Source organism: Lentibacillus persicus (genome assembly GCF_900112705.1).
In the GTDB taxonomy this organism is placed as follows: Bacteria; Bacillota; Bacilli; order Bacillales; family Amphibacillaceae; genus Lentibacillus; species Lentibacillus persicus.
Genome location: NZ_FOMR01000006.1, coordinates 186,212 through 200,182 on the forward strand (window position 1 = coordinate 186,212; position 13,971 = coordinate 200,182).

Here is a 13,971-nt window from a genome sequence, read left to right on the forward strand (position 1 = left end):
AGTTTATGCCGCTAAAATGCAATGCCATTCATCTGAATTTAATTAAGATAGCTCAATGGATTTACCGAGTTGCTTTTAGCGTTGTTCCAATTTCCACGATGTATTTCAAAGTGAAGGTGCGGTCCTGTGGAGCGTCCAGTATTGCCGCTTAACCCAATGCTCTGACTCTTGCTGACAGATTGTCCGACCGAAACAGAAATACTGTTTAAGTGCGCATACAATGTCGTGTAATAACTGCCGTTAATGTAGTGACGTACCAAGACAACATTTCCGTAACCGCTCATCGTACCGGCATAACTGACCGAACCTGCTGCAGCTGAGCCAACAGGAGTCCCGATTGAGACGCCATAGTCAATTCCCGCATGAAGTTTGCCCCATCGATGACCATAACCTGATGTTACCGGTGCAGAGATCGGATGAACAAACGTACCGTTACCTGAGCTCGAAGTTGAGGCAGTTGAGCCGGAACTGCTATTGGAACTGCTGCTTGATTGGCTTGAGCTGCTGGAACTGCTGCTTGAAGATTGTGCAGCTTGTTGTTCACGCTCTTTTTTCTTTCGTTCACGTTCTCTGGCAAGCTGCTCAAGTTTCTCCTTCTCTTGTTTGGCTGCCTCAATGGCATTTTGGTTCGCTGCTTCCTGCTGACGCAACACTTTCTGCTCTTCTTCCAGGCTTACCTGGTACTCCTCAAGTTCACTTTCTTCAGTTTCAAGTTCACTCAGAAGTTCTTCCTTTTCAGCCATTTGGTCATCCAGCTCTGATTGTAATGACTCAAGTTCATTCTTTTGATCCTTCAAAGATGCTTTCTTTTGTTCAACTTCAGCTTTCTTTTGCTCAACATCTTTTTTCTTGGCTTTCACTTCTGCCTGCTTATCTTCAACTTCCTGTTTTTCACGCTTATGTGTCTCCATAATATTTTTATCGGAATCCATAATTGTATTAACGGCAGAGGATCTGCTGATTAAATCACCGAAGCTTTTAGCACCAAAAATAACTTCTATGTATTTTGCATTGCCGCCATTGGATTGAATCGCACGCAAGCGTTCTTTCAATAACTTTTCACGCTCTTTAATACGTTGTTTAAGTTCCTTGATTTCTTCTTTAAGCTGTTCAATCTGGGCATTCAATTCATTAATTTGGTTGTTTAACGCATCGAGTTGCTCATTTGTATCAGCAATTTCACTTTCTTTTGTTTGAATCTGTTCGCGTGTATCAGCTAGTTTGTTATCGATTGTATTAATTTCACTTGTAACGTTATCTTGTTTTTCCAGATTTTTATCTATTTTCTCTTCTGTCTGCTGTTTGTCATTTTGAATTTCGGATTTATTCTTGTCAATTTCTTTCTGTTCTTCCCGTTTATTTTCTATTTTTTGGTCAAGGTCATCTGTACTCTCTGCCGACGCTTTATCGATATCAGTCATACTTACACTAACAACCATAAAAGCAGCCAGTGTTCCAGAAATAAATTTCCTCATCTCGTTTCCCCTCTCTCTGCTGGTTCTAATGTTTAATTTAAAGTTTGTTAATCGATTAGTGGATACGCGTTAGTTTGAATTATAGATACCTGAAAGGAGGTGAGAGCCTGATACAAAACAAACTGTTGTTTTATTTCTGAGCTTTCACGCCCCCGCGACAGCAGTGCAGCATAAGTCAATGTTTATGCCGCTACCCGACTGCTATACTTTCAGGAATTTACGCACGCTCATAACACTTCCCCATACACCGATTAAGGTGCCAATTAACAGGATGAGCAATGACAACTGCCAGGCGAATGGATTGAATGGCAGCAATTCCACGAATGAGTAGGTGATCTGCGCACCCAAATTATTCACCAAGTAATGATATCCACTCATTACAGCTGCAATTGGTATGATAGAACCCAATATCCCGTGCAAGGCTCCCTCAATAAAAAATGGCCAGCGAATAAAACCATTTGTCGCGCCCACAAGCTTCATAATTCCAATTTCCCTGCTTCGTGCCATAATTGTAAGTTTTATGGTATTTGATATGAGGAATATAGCAGTAAAGACTAATGCAGCTATCAGCACAAGACCAATATTGCGGGCGTAATCATTAAATTGAAACAGCTGTTGGATAACATCTCGTCCATAATTGACTTCCTGAATATTGTCGAGATTATTGATTTGCTCAGCCAGCCCCGATGTATTCGAAGGTGTTTTTGCTTTGACAATGTAAGCATGGCTTAATGGGTTGTCCTGCTCAAACATTTGCCATGTTGAGCCTTCCTCACCCATGTCATCAATCAGGCCTTCAAGCTGTTCATCCTTGGAATTGAACTTAACACTTGCAGCTTCATCCATTTCTTTAATCGTGCTGCCTATTTCATTTATCTCTTCCTCGTTGGCCGTAACATCGATTAATGCTTCAATTTCCACATCTTCTTCAAGGCCCCCGGCCATATGATTCAAGTTCAGCATTAATGCCAGGAATGCCGCAACAAGCAATAATGTCGTCGTTACAGCGGCAACTGATGCTATCGTCATCCAGCCATTCCGGAAGATATTTTTTATCCCTTCCCTGACATGGCGTTTTGCTGTTCTAAGCCTCATAGCCGTATTCACCCCGGTGTTCGTCACGCACAATCAACCCATCTTCCACTGCGATAACGCGTTTTTTGACTGTATTAACAATTTCTTTGCTGTGAGTGGCCATGATCAACGTGGTGCCTTTAGCATTAACTTCTTCAAAAATCCGCATGATCTCCCAAGACGTCTCAGGGTCCAGGTTTCCGGTTGGTTCATCGGCAATCACAATTTTCGGCTGGTTCACAATTGCGCGTGCAATCGATACACGCTGCTGTTCACCACCTGACAATTCATCCGGTATGAATCGTGCTTTGTTTTTCAACCCGACAAGTTCAAGCACGTCCATCACTCTGGTACGGATATTGCGCGGCGACTCTTCAATGACTTCAAGTGCAAATGCAATATTTTCATAAACTGATAGTTTCGGCAGCAGTTTAAAATCCTGAAAAACCACTCCAACATCCCGGCGCAAAAAAGGAACTTTCCTTTCCTTCAGCGTGCTTAAATCTGTATCATTTACGACTATCGAGCCATCAGTCGGTTTCACTTCACGGTAAATGAGCCTGATAAATGTTGACTTCCCGGCTCCGCTCGGCCCGACAACATACACAAACTCACCTTGGTCAATATTTATATTCACTCCATTCAAGGCAGTCACGCCATTTGCGTATGTTTTATGAACGTCTTTCATCGTAATCACTATGTATCACCTTTAATCTGTATTGTTGTAAGTCGTAGATGTCAGTATATCTGCAATTAAAAAGACTCATTTTTTAACGAGTCTATTGAACAATTTTCATTCATTATAACATTTTTCAGCAGGAATTTTAGACTTATAATATTACATTTTGATTTCATTTTATGTTATTCGACGCTATTTTTGTAATATTTCTATCCAGTTGAATAAATGTAGCAATTATCGATTGTGTACGAAGCGTAATACATTCTGCAAAGAAATCAAAAAAGCCTTATCCCGGAAATAGGATCAAGGCTTTTTATTTACTGCTTAATTAATTGTTCTCAGCCAACCAGTTAGAAAGTGTCTGAGTGTCTTCATCAGAGACATCCTGTGCTGGCATGCTGCCTTTACCGTTTTGAATAATATCAGCAATCTCGTCTGCAGAATAATCTGCTCCAACTGCTGTCAGGTCCGGTCCAGCACCACCTGAAAGGTCTGCACCGTGACATGAAGCGCAGTTACTTTCGTAAATTTCTTCAGCAGCTGCACTATCGGTGGTTGATCCGCCGTTATCTCCGCCGGAATTTTCACCGCCGTTGTCGTCACCACCGCCGCCACAAGCACCGAGCACGAGTGCTGTGCTGAACAACATTGTCAATAACCATTTTTTCATGTTAATCCCCCCTAACAAAGTTTTGAAAAGGTTATCACAGCTATTATAACCTAATCATACGAAATTAAAACTGCTCGACCTGATTTGCAACTGGAAATTTTAGCCTAAATAACTTGCACATCAAGGGTTCAATCATTTTATGGCGTTTTTTTGACTTTTTAGATATGGTTGATGCGCCCTCTGCCGAAATAACGGTTAATTGATCCGTGAACGTAAATAGGCATCAATGAATTGATCAAGTTCGCCGTCAACAACACCTTGGGCATTACCTGCTTCAACGTTTGTACGATGGTCTTTAACCATTGTATACGGATGGAAGACATATGAGCGTATCTGACTCCCCCAGCCGATTTCACGTTGTTCTCCACGCAATTCATCAATTTCCTGCTGCTGTCGTTCCAACTCCAGCTGATAAAGTTTGGAACGCAGCATTTTCATCGCCCGCTCCCTGTTCTGAATTTGCGAACGTTCAGATTGGCAAGTCACGATTGTCTTTGTCGGCAAGTGTGTAATCCGAACGGCGGAATCGGTCGTATTGACATGCTGACCGCCGGCACCACTGGCACGGTATGTGTCAATGTTAATATCTTCACTTTTTATTTCAATATCCACACTATCATCCATCTCCGGCATTACATCACATGACGCAAAAGACGTGTGGCGTCTGCCCGAAGAATCGAAAGGTGAAATACGCACAAGACGATGAACGCCTTTTTCTGCTTTGAGGTAACCATATGCGTTATGTCCTTTAATCCACAACGTAACATTTTTGACACCGGCTTCATCACCCGGCAAGTAGTTGAGTATTTCTACTGAAAAGTTTTTACTTTCAGCCCACCGCTGGTACATACGCAAAAGAATACTTGCCCAATCTTGTGATTCGGTGCCGCCTGCTCCAGGATGCAATTCCAGAATCGCATTATTTTGATCATATGGTTCGCTTAAAAGCATTTGCAGTTCAAATGCATTCATTTCCTCGCGCAATGCAGTCAAATCTTTTTCAAGATCATCAAACAATTCCTGATCATTTTCTTCTTTTACCAATTCATAAGAGACTTCCATACTCTCAAGCTGTTCTTCCAGGGAATCAAATCCTTCAACGTACTGCTTTAGGCTGTTATTTTCATTAATCATTTTTTGGGCTTTGTTTTGATCATTCCAAAATGCCGGGTCACTCATTTCCATTTCCAGTTCTTTTATACGCTGCCGTTTAACATCTAAGTCAAAGAGACCCCCTAAAATCATTAATCCGCTTGTTCATTTGTTCAAGTTCATTACCGATTTCAACAAGTTCCATAACCTTCACCTCTAAGTCTTTTTATTATCAGCGAAAACACCCCCGTTTATTTACGAGAGTGTTTCATGATATTTAAAATCATGCACCGTGGCAGTGCTTGTATTTTTTACCGCTTCCGCACGGACATGGCTCATTACGCCCGACATTGTCCGTTTTCACATATGGTTTCCGGGATTTTTTCTTTTCATTTTGATTCTGTCCGCCGGAAACTGCCTGTGTATTTTTCGCAACTTCCTGACGTTGCAGATTATCACGAATTTCTGCTTTCATAACATATTTTGCAACTTCTTCTTCAATTTCTACAATCATGCTCTCGAACATCTGGAAGCCTTCAGCCTGATATTCCTGCAATGGATCATTTTGGCCGTAAGCCCGCAAATGAATGCCCTGGCGAAGCTGTTCCATCTGATCAATATGGTCCATCCATTTTGTATCAACCGTACGCAGCACGATTACTTTTTCGAATTCACGCATTTGCTCAGGCGTGAGTTCCTCTTCCTTTTCCTCGTAACGTGCTTTAACTTTCTCCAGAATAAAGTCGGTTATCTCGTCAGGTTCTTTCCCTTTAAGATCATCAGCCGAAATATCCTCAGGACTCAGCAAATTACCGTGAACATATTCGATTATGGTATTCAATTCCCAATTTTCATCCAGTTCATCCTGCGTATTCGCATTAACGACACGCTCGATCGATGATTTAATCATCTCCTGGACGATATCACGCAAGTCTTCATTGGCTTCGATTACATCGAAACGTTGTTTATAGATAATTTCACGCTGCTGTCTCAGAACATCATCGTACGATAGGACTGTCTTTCGGGCGTCAAAGTTATTACCTTCCACACGCTTCTGAGCAGACTCTACAGCTCTTGAGACCATTTTGCTCTCGATCGGCTGGGAATCGTCCATACCCATGCGATCCATCATGTTACGCATATTCTCAGAGCCAAAACGGCGCATCAGCTCGTCTTCCATTGAAAGATAAAACTGGGACATTCCAGGGTCACCTTGGCGTCCCGAACGACCCCGAAGTTGGTTATCAATACGCCGGGATTCATGCCGCTCGGTGCCAATCACCGCAAGGCCGCCAAGTTCCGTCACACCTTCACCAAGTTTAATATCGGTACCGCGCCCGGCCATGTTAGTTGCAATGGTGACCGCACCTTTTTGACCCGCATTCTCGATAATCTCCGCTTCACGGTAGTGGTTTTTGGCGTTCAGAACATTATGCGGTACGCCGGCTTTTTTGAGCATCTTTGAAATCAGCTCTGATGTTTCAACTGCAACCGTACCCACCAAAACAGGCTGACCGGCTTCATACCGCTGCTTAATATCCTCCGTAACCGCACGGAATTTTCCTTCCACCGATTTGTAAATCATATCAGGTTTGTCGTCACGAATAATGGGTTCATTCGTCGGTATGGCGATAACATCCATATTATAAATATTGCGGAACTCTTCTTCTTCCGTTTTAGCCGTACCGGTCATTCCCGATAATTTTTGATACATCCGGAAAAAGTTCTGGAATGTTATCGAAGCCAGTGTCATGCTTTCGTTTTGGATTTGCAGACCTTCTTTAGCTTCAATTGCCTGGTGAAGACCATCGCTGTAACGCCGTCCCTTCATCAGCCGGCCGGTGAATTGGTCCACAATGACGACCTCACCTTCCTGAACGACATAATCCGTATCACGATGCATTGATACATGGGCTTTAAGCGCTTGATTAATATGATGTGTCAGCGAAACGTGATTTAAGTCAAACAGGTTTTCAATGCCGAAATAGCGCTCTGCTTTATTTATTCCTTCTTCAGTCAGCTGCACACCCTTTGTTTTTTCATCATAGGTATAGTCTGTTTCCCTGTTCAGCGTCCGCACAAAACCGTTTGCCTGCTGGTACATTGAAGCCGATTTTTGGGCAGAACCGGAAATAATCAGCGGTGTGCGCGCTTCATCAATTAAAATTGAGTCAACTTCATCGATAATCGCAAAGTTCAGAGGGCGCTGCACCATCTGCTCTTTATATAGAACCATGTTATCACGGAGGTAGTCAAAGCCAAATTCATTATTGGTACCGTATGTGATATCACAGTTATACGCTTCACGTTTTTCATCCTTTGTCATACCATTGCCATTCAGCCCGACCGAGAGACCGAGAAAGTTGTATAATTCTCCCATGTCCTTAGCATCACGGCCAGCCAAATAATCATTGACTGTAATGATATGCACACCTTTTCCGGAAAGGGCATTTAAATATGCCGGCATGGTGGAAGCCAACGTTTTCCCTTCACCAGTTTTCATTTCGGCGATATTGCCTTCATGCAAAGCAATTGCACCCGACAGCTGGACAGGAAATGGACGCATACCAAGCACGCGCTTGGCACCTTCGCGCACCACAGCAAAAGCTTCGACAAGCATATCATTTAATGTCTCGCCATTGGCATAACGCTCCTTGAACTCCTCTGTTTTTCTTTTGAGTTCATCATCTGACAGGCTTTCCATATCAGACTCCAGTTCCTCTATTTGATCAACTTTTCGCTGAAGTTTATTTAGCTGTTTTTTATTGCCGTCACCGAATATTTTTGTTAATAATCCTGCCATTTAAAACGCTCCTCATATTTGTCTCTAAAAAGAACTTAGATAAACGAATCGGACATTTACTGGCAGTTGCCCCCACCTAATCTCCATCGTATACCCGAGCATTCGAGATGGGGGCTTACTGCCAATTACATGCGGGGAAAAAACTTACATAAGTGCTATAAAATATATTATTTCAATTGTTGACACATATAGTTAGTCCATTATTAATAATAACGCAACTCAAGTTGTATGACAACTGATTGCAATGGTTGACATTACTTGTCCAAGTGTTACCGGCGGAGGGTTGACAGTGATGTTGGCAAAAAGCAAAAAGGACAATCCAGGAGGGGTGGACTGTCCTTATAACGAGGAAAATCAGAGGGAAAATGGGGCTTCTGAAAAGAAAGGGCCTATGTAAACGAATAAGGATTTAACGGTTCATCATGATTACCATCCAATTCAGAAAGACGACGATTCGTAACAGCAACAATTTCCAGAAGCTGAGCAATTGCTTCTTCATGCTGTCGAACTTTTACGGCCAGTTCGTCATACTTCTTCTCACTCACATAAGCACTTCCTTTCCTTAAGTATGATTAAGTTATAACACGCCGCCATAAAAAGTACCAATCGTAATTTTTTAATTTTTGATTCCCATTCGACAAAAACTTCGTATAAAAACAGCGATTTCGACACTCGATTACGAAAACTAATGAAATATTGCCTAAAAAGAGGAACCAAATTCAAATTTCAGTATATCGAACGACAAATTTCGACAATCTTTTGAAGAGCGTCTCGTTGCAGCTTAAAGAAGCTGGGACAAAAGGTTTAAAAGTAAAAGAAAAGACGAACGATAATATTAGGAAAGGGAGCGGAATACACCGCTCCGGAAATATGCTTCGCTTTCCGCGGGCGGCTGGTGAGCCAACTCGTGCCAAGGCACTTCCTTGTCTCACCTATGCCTCTGTTCCCGCAGGGAGCCTACGCATATCTGCTAACCTTGATTATCGTTCGTCTTTTATATCTGATATATAAGTTATGTCCCAGCCTCTTGTTACAATTTTATTCTTTTATTAACTGGTAGGTTCTATTAAGCCGTACCGTCCATCTTTCCGGCGGTACACAACATTCGTATCGCCTGATATGGCATTCGTAAATACGTAAAAAGCGTGCCCCAGCATATCCATCTGCAAAACAGCTTCTTCAGAATCCATTGGTTTAAGGTCAAATTGTTTTTTGCGGACAATTTCAACCTCATCTGCTTCCGCTACAGCTTGTGCATTTTCCTCTGCAGCTTCTTTTTCCAATTCTGCAAATATATGTTTCGGAGAACCTTCTTGTCTAAATTTACGATTCACTTTTGTTTTGTACTTACGGATTTGCCGTTCCAGTTTATCAGCTGCCAGGTCAATAGCTGCATACAAGTCCAGATGTTGCACTTCGGCCCGAAGCAGCAGGTTTGGCATTGGAATCGTAACCTCAATTCGCTGTTCATCGTTATAGACACTCAAGTTAACATTTACATCCGATGATGGCTCTGTATCAAAATATCTGGCTAGCTTGCCGATTTTCTTCTCGACATAATCCCGAATTGCTCCGGTCACCTCAATATTTTCGCCTCGAATGTTATACTTCATAAAAAGTGTCCTCCTTTCATCCTTATGTATTTATTATACTACATTCCCACCTACTTTTCCTGCTTAAACGAGAAAAATATGTCGGAAAAAATAGATTCACGAATCGAAAAAACCGTAACATCAGTCCCTCAGTGCTTCTAATTCTTGCTGTCCAAAAACATGCCATCTGCTACTTTCACATTTTCATAAGGATTTAGATATGAACGATGAGACTTTTTTTGCTTTTTTGCCTGTTTCATTTCAGTCTTTAATTCGTCAAATAACGTGTTCAGTTTAACTTGAAGCGCGTTGTTCAGTCTGACAATTTCACTGCCTGTACGCATTTCAATCTCAGTGAAAGGAGGGCCGATTTCACTGAGGAGTTCCTCTCTTGCTTCAAGCAAACCATTAACTTCCTGCAGCACTTTTTCACGATTTTTTCCGTTAACCTCCCTGTCAAGTGCCGTTTCAAGCTTCTTTGTAACATCCCATAAGGATTTCATCCGGTTCATTATACCTGCGCACCTTGTGCATAACGGGTTTGCCGGGCCTGCTTTATAACTTGTTTCCAGGTATCCCGGAATTCGGTAACATATTTTAAAGCTTCTTCCAGAAAAGCGGGATCGTTTTTGACATTGCCTTCTTTTAGCTGGTGAAGTATATACTCATACAGCGGCATAATCTGCGTGGAAATTTCAACATTCATATCCAATGTTACCATCAGTTCCTGGATAATCTTTTGAGCTTTTTGCAGATGTGTATTTTTTGCCTCGATTTTTCCATTTTCAATATCTTTCATTGCCTGTTTAATAAACTTAATGCAGCCGTTATAAAGCATCAGGGTTAATTCGCCGCTTGATGCCGTATTAACAGCATTATGCTGATAAGTCTGATATGGCTTGTTGATTGACATTCAGGAACACTCCTTATATTAAAGTGAGGCGCATGATTTTTTACATCATGCCTCCTCCGCTGAACTGGTTTGTAAGCATTGTTGACTGCTGATTCATTTTCTGTATTGCCTGTTCCATCTGAGAAAATTGACTCCAATAACGGTTTTCCACTTGAACCATACGATCTTCGAAAGCACCAATTCGTTCAGTCAAATCTTTCATTCGTTTACCCAGTGTATAATTATCCAGCGTATCGGTTCCTTTGCCCGCCCGCTGTTCAATTTGTCCTATAGTTGAATCGAGTGCATCTTCCAGTCTGTTAATAACGCCTCTGGCCTCATCTTCCGAATCATTGGAAAAAAGCTTGAATACGCTGTCAGGGTCACTGGCGAGAGCATCTTTGAGTTCCTGTTCATTGACTTCCAGCTTCCCGCCGTCCAAATAATTACGCGTTGTCGAAATACCGACTTGCGTTAATGATGAAAAAGCACCGTCTGATTGCACATTTGAATACCAGCTGCTCCGCATGGAGAACAGGCCCTGGGAGATAGCGGACTCCCCGCGTAGAATCCCGCTTTTTGCTTTCTCTTCCCATAACTCAATTTCCCGCTCTGACATTTCTTCTTTTTGCTCATCGGTTAAAGGCGGATAATCACGGAATTTCTCTTCCTGCTGCGTCCCATTCAGTTTGTCAACGACCTCATTATATTTATCGACAAAGTTCATAATTGATTCATGTGATTGTTCAACATTGTTTGTAACAGTCAGATTGGCACCATTTCCTGTTGTCGTATCATTGAATTGAAATGTGACGCCGCCAAGTTCATATGAATTACTGCGGGAAGTCATATCAATGCCATTATACTTAAACGCCGAATCCGTTCCTCCGCTTTCAACCGGCTCCCATTCCCCCGATACTTCTTTTCCATTTTTCAGATTCAATACATCCCTCAAAAAAGCGGAGTCCGTGGTGCTGTCAAAAGCAATTTCAGCACCGAGATACCGGTTTTCATCTGTATTATAATTGCCGGTCCTTGTCGTTTCCATTATGACTTTTTCACTATTACTGTCATAAATTGCCCGTACATGATGATTATCATCATCCGTAATACGCTTGAGCAAATCGTTCAGTGATTCATCATCTTCAATAACATAAGAATGCTTTACTTCATCTCCATTTTCCTTATAAGTCATAAACTCAAAGGTTTTTTGCTCATCCGTCAATTCAAGCCCACCTTCAGCTTTCAGTTCTGCAAATGTTTTATCAGCATCAAAACCGATCCCGACCTCGCTTATATTCACCGCCGATGTTGCCAGCTGAGTCACTTCGATATTATATGTTCCATTATTGGCACTTGAGGAACCGGTTGCTGTGACCGCATCTTCCTGTGACGAACTGATTGATTTTGAGTTATATGTGCTTCCCATCTTCATGTTAAGAATCATATCATCCAGTTCCGCCAGCGATTTATTGACGTCGCGAAAAGCATCACGTTTCCATGTGAGTGTCGTCTGGTCCTGCTCCATCTTTTGCAGCGGCATCCGTTCCGCGTTCATTAATCTATTTACAAGACTATCGATATCCATGCCTGAGGCCAAACCACCAATACGCATTTCTGCCAACTCCTTTCAGGTGCCTGTATCAGATCTTTTCATCTATTAGAAAGCCCGCAAACTCTTCCATTGCAGCATGCATATCCAGCATTTTTTCCGGCGGGATTTCTCTGATTACTTCTTCTGTATCACGATCAATTACTTTAACATAGTAGTCATTAAGCTTATCATGGAGTTCAAACTTCAAGCTGGTACGTGTTGGTTCCATAAAGTCATTTAATTGAGCAACAATTGTCTCAATTTGGTCTTTATCCATATTTTTCTTTTTTTGCTGGTCTGTATTTGAACTGCTCTCCGCTGATTTTTCCTTTGCTGCTGCTGCCGTGTACCTGCTGTGTTGTTCATTTTGCAAGGGGTGAACCGCTCTAAGTGGCTTATCTACCTTCATTGCCCATGCAACTCCCTATGTGGATTTACTGTTTATATCGGCTGAAAAATACTTTTTATGAAGGTGTTTTGATCTTAATTAAAGGGGCTACTCGCTTTTTAATAATTCCAGTATATCCACTGATAGGTTGGCAGCTTCATTATTCTGTTTTTGTATATCAAGATAAATTTCTTTCCGGTGGATATCCATCGATCCGGGAGCGGAAATGCCCAGTTTTACTTGATCACCGGTCAAGCCCAGCACTTTCACTTCAATATCGTCACCAATTTGAATTGATTCATTTTGTTTTCTAGTCAGAACAAGCATCGTTACTCTCCTTTCACTGATGCAGAATCGGGTAATGTAATAGCTGCTTTTGATGGATATGAATCCGTATTTAATATGTACTGCTTTCCCTGCTGGTTTTGGGAATTAATGATGATCGGAGCCTTTAAATTCAGCGTACTTTCTGCAAAAGGCTTTCTGACCGTCACAATCGCAAGTACCATGACATCTTCTGCATCAGTTATGGACAGACCATTCAACAAGTTTTCATCTAAGTCAAAGACATAATTCTGATAAAAATAGTACGGGTTAACGACAACAAAAGCGATTTCAGGCGTGTCTGCTGACTGCAAAATCTGAAAAACAGAGTTTTCCGCAGTATTCAAAAGCACGAATTCTTTTTCCTCTATAAACCCGGGCAAACCGGATGAAAAATAAAGTATTTTGCTTGGATCAACTTCCACGCTTCCCATATATTTTGTTTGTATGTACATAATCCTCACCCTTTATAAAAAATAGGCCCTGTGCCGGAATAAGGCCAGGGCTATCATTTTGATTAACGTAAAAAGTCCATCAACGTAGGCTGAATAATTCTCGAACCAGCTGATAATGCGGCACGATGAACGCTTTCCTGACTAAGCAAATTGGTAATCACTTCTTCATAGTCTATGTCCTCGTTTTCTGACATTGCTTTCGTTGTTGTTAATTCCTGTTCGCTCAGACGGTTTTCCACCAGCTCGAGCCGGTTCATGCGCGCTCCCAAATCTGCTCTTTCGTTAACAAGTTTATCCAATTGCTCATCAATCGTCTCGATGTTCGCTTCCAACGTTTCGCCGTTTGTTTCCGAGTCCAGATTGTCAATAAATCCTTCAACCGCCTTAAATAATTCTTCACCAAATATTTCAGAGCCATTAACGTTCGCCTTCAGCATTACTCCGTCTGAAACCTCCATGTTAACTGGACCACTTTCCGGTTTATAATTACCACCCTCAACAGGTTTGGAATCAATATTTGTCCCATTAAAAAGATACTTCCCATTAACCTTTGTATTCGCAATGTCAATCAAACTTTCTTTCAGATGCACGGCTTCCTGCTGAATACTTTTGCGTCCTTCTTCGTCCAGTGCATCATTGCTTGCCTGTACGGCAAGTTCACGGACTTTTTGCAACGTCTGCGTTGCTTCGTTTAATGCAGCATCTGAATTATCCATCCAAACATGCATTTCATTTGTATTGCGTTTATATTGTTCAATTTCAGCTGTTTGCTTTTTGTAGCCCATACTTTTTACAGCAATGAAAGGGTCATCTGAAGGGCGGCTGATTTTCTTTCCAGTGGACAGCTGATCCATGTATGTATTCATATTCGAATAGCTTTTCGACATATTTTGAAGCATATTATTGGAAAGCATACTTTGTGTAATTCGCATA

The 13,971-nt window shown here is 41.7% G+C and carries 15 protein-coding genes; all 15 read right to left on the minus strand.

Annotation, left to right across the window (positions count from 1 at the left end):
* Window positions 1–38 precede the first annotated feature (38 nt).
* The 15 genes from BMZ22_RS09825 to flgL all read right to left on the minus strand — a co-directional run bounded on the left by BMZ22_RS09825 (window position 39) and on the right by flgL (window position 13,970).
* Window positions 39–1,475, minus strand: coding sequence for a murein hydrolase activator EnvC family protein (locus tag BMZ22_RS09825; RefSeq protein ID WP_090084969.1), 1,437 nt, complete (start codon window positions 1,473–1,475; stop codon window positions 39–41).
* A 201-nt stretch (window positions 1,476–1,676) separates the two neighbouring features.
* Complete coding sequence (gene ftsX, locus BMZ22_RS09830; RefSeq protein ID WP_090084970.1) at window positions 1,677–2,570, minus strand: permease-like cell division protein FtsX; 894 nt, start codon at window positions 2,568–2,570, stop codon at window positions 1,677–1,679.
* Window positions 2,560–3,246 (minus strand): cell division ATP-binding protein FtsE, encoded by a 687-nt coding sequence (gene ftsE / locus BMZ22_RS09835; protein WP_090084972.1) that lies wholly within the window; start codon window positions 3,244–3,246, stop codon window positions 2,560–2,562. The genes ftsX and ftsE overlap by 11 nt, the downstream gene beginning before the upstream one ends.
* A 310-nt stretch (window positions 3,247–3,556) precedes the next feature.
* Entirely contained in the window at window positions 3,557–3,898 is a 342-nt protein-coding gene (gene cccB / locus BMZ22_RS09840) for a cytochrome c551 (RefSeq protein WP_090084974.1), read from the minus strand.
* A 195-nt stretch (window positions 3,899–4,093) separates the two neighbouring features.
* Window positions 4,094–5,195, minus strand: a protein-coding gene (gene prfB, locus BMZ22_RS09845) for a peptide chain release factor 2 (RefSeq protein WP_143069976.1) whose coding sequence is annotated in 2 segments (ribosomal slippage) — window positions 4,094–5,122 and window positions 5,124–5,195 — 1,101 coding nt in all. Because the reading frame shifts where the segments join, the coding sequence is not laid out codon by codon here.
* 78 nt (window positions 5,196–5,273) lie between these two features.
* On the minus strand, window positions 5,274–7,793 hold the full coding sequence (secA, locus tag BMZ22_RS09850) for a preprotein translocase subunit SecA (RefSeq protein ID WP_090084978.1): 2,520 nt from the start codon (window positions 7,791–7,793) through the stop codon (window positions 5,274–5,276).
* A gap of 389 nt (window positions 7,794–8,182) precedes the next feature.
* On the minus strand, window positions 8,183–8,338 hold the full coding sequence (locus BMZ22_RS16930) for a hypothetical protein (protein ID WP_177183411.1): 156 nt from the start codon (window positions 8,336–8,338) through the stop codon (window positions 8,183–8,185).
* Between the two features lie 504 nt (window positions 8,339–8,842).
* On the minus strand, window positions 8,843–9,406 hold the full coding sequence (gene hpf / locus BMZ22_RS09860) for a ribosome hibernation-promoting factor, HPF/YfiA family (protein ID WP_090084982.1): 564 nt from the start codon (window positions 9,404–9,406) through the stop codon (window positions 8,843–8,845).
* Between the two features lie 137 nt (window positions 9,407–9,543).
* The gene (gene fliT / locus BMZ22_RS09865; protein WP_090084984.1) at window positions 9,544–9,897 is read right to left on the minus strand and encodes a flagellar protein FliT; all 354 of its coding nucleotides are present in this window, start codon (window positions 9,895–9,897) and stop codon (window positions 9,544–9,546) included.
* Window positions 9,897–10,298, minus strand: coding sequence for a flagellar export chaperone FliS (fliS, locus tag BMZ22_RS09870; protein ID WP_090084986.1), 402 nt, complete (start codon window positions 10,296–10,298; stop codon window positions 9,897–9,899). The genes fliT and fliS overlap by 1 nt, the downstream gene beginning before the upstream one ends.
* A gap of 40 nt (window positions 10,299–10,338) precedes the next feature.
* The gene (locus tag BMZ22_RS09875) at window positions 10,339–11,892 is read right to left on the minus strand and encodes a flagellar hook-associated protein 2 (RefSeq protein ID WP_090084988.1); all 1,554 of its coding nucleotides are present in this window, start codon (window positions 11,890–11,892) and stop codon (window positions 10,339–10,341) included.
* Between the two features lie 28 nt (window positions 11,893–11,920).
* Window positions 11,921–12,280, minus strand: coding sequence for a flagellar protein FlaG (flaG, locus tag BMZ22_RS09880; RefSeq protein ID WP_090084990.1), 360 nt, complete (start codon window positions 12,278–12,280; stop codon window positions 11,921–11,923).
* Between the two features lie 87 nt (window positions 12,281–12,367).
* The gene (csrA, locus tag BMZ22_RS09885) at window positions 12,368–12,586 is read right to left on the minus strand and encodes a carbon storage regulator CsrA (RefSeq protein ID WP_090084992.1); all 219 of its coding nucleotides are present in this window, start codon (window positions 12,584–12,586) and stop codon (window positions 12,368–12,370) included.
* A 2-nt stretch (window positions 12,587–12,588) separates the two neighbouring features.
* A complete protein-coding gene (fliW, locus tag BMZ22_RS09890; RefSeq protein ID WP_090084994.1) occupies window positions 12,589–13,038 on the minus strand; it encodes a flagellar assembly protein FliW in 450 nt (149 codons plus the stop codon).
* Between the two features lie 62 nt (window positions 13,039–13,100).
* A complete protein-coding gene (gene flgL, locus BMZ22_RS09895; protein ID WP_090084995.1) occupies window positions 13,101–13,970 on the minus strand; it encodes a flagellar hook-associated protein FlgL in 870 nt (289 codons plus the stop codon).
* Window position 13,971 lies beyond the last annotated feature (1 nt).

Bases quoted from the DNA above. Each gene is read 5' to 3' on its own strand.
- fliS (WP_090084986.1), bottom strand. From the start codon at position 10,298: ATGTCAATCAACAAGCCATATCAGACTTATCAGCATAATGCTGTTAAT.
- BMZ22_RS09875 (WP_090084988.1), bottom strand. From the start codon at position 11,892: ATGCGTATTGGTGGTTTGGCCTCAGGCATGGATATCGATAGTCTTGTA.
- flaG (WP_090084990.1), bottom strand. From the start codon at position 12,280: ATGAAGGTAGATAAGCCACTTAGAGCGGTTCACCCCTTGCAAAATGAA.
- csrA (WP_090084992.1), bottom strand. From the start codon at position 12,586: ATGCTTGTTCTGACTAGAAAACAAAATGAATCAATTCAAATTGGTGAC.
- fliW (WP_090084994.1), bottom strand. From the start codon at position 13,038: ATGTACATACAAACAAAATATATGGGAAGCGTGGAAGTTGATCCAAGC.
- hpf (WP_090084982.1), bottom strand. From the start codon at position 9,406: ATGAAGTATAACATTCGAGGCGAAAATATTGAGGTGACCGGAGCAATT.
- flgL (WP_090084995.1), bottom strand. From the start codon at position 13,970: ATGCGAATTACACAAAGTATGCTTTCCAATAATATGCTTCAAAATATG.
- BMZ22_RS09825 (WP_090084969.1), bottom strand. From the start codon at position 1,475: ATGAGGAAATTTATTTCTGGAACACTGGCTGCTTTTATGGTTGTTAGT.
- fliT (WP_090084984.1), bottom strand. From the start codon at position 9,897: ATGAACCGGATGAAATCCTTATGGGATGTTACAAAGAAGCTTGAAACG.
- ftsX (WP_090084970.1), bottom strand. From the start codon at position 2,570: ATGAGGCTTAGAACAGCAAAACGCCATGTCAGGGAAGGGATAAAAAAT.
- cccB (WP_090084974.1), bottom strand. From the start codon at position 3,898: ATGAAAAAATGGTTATTGACAATGTTGTTCAGCACAGCACTCGTGCTC.
- secA (WP_090084978.1), bottom strand. From the start codon at position 7,793: ATGGCAGGATTATTAACAAAAATATTCGGTGACGGCAATAAAAAACAG.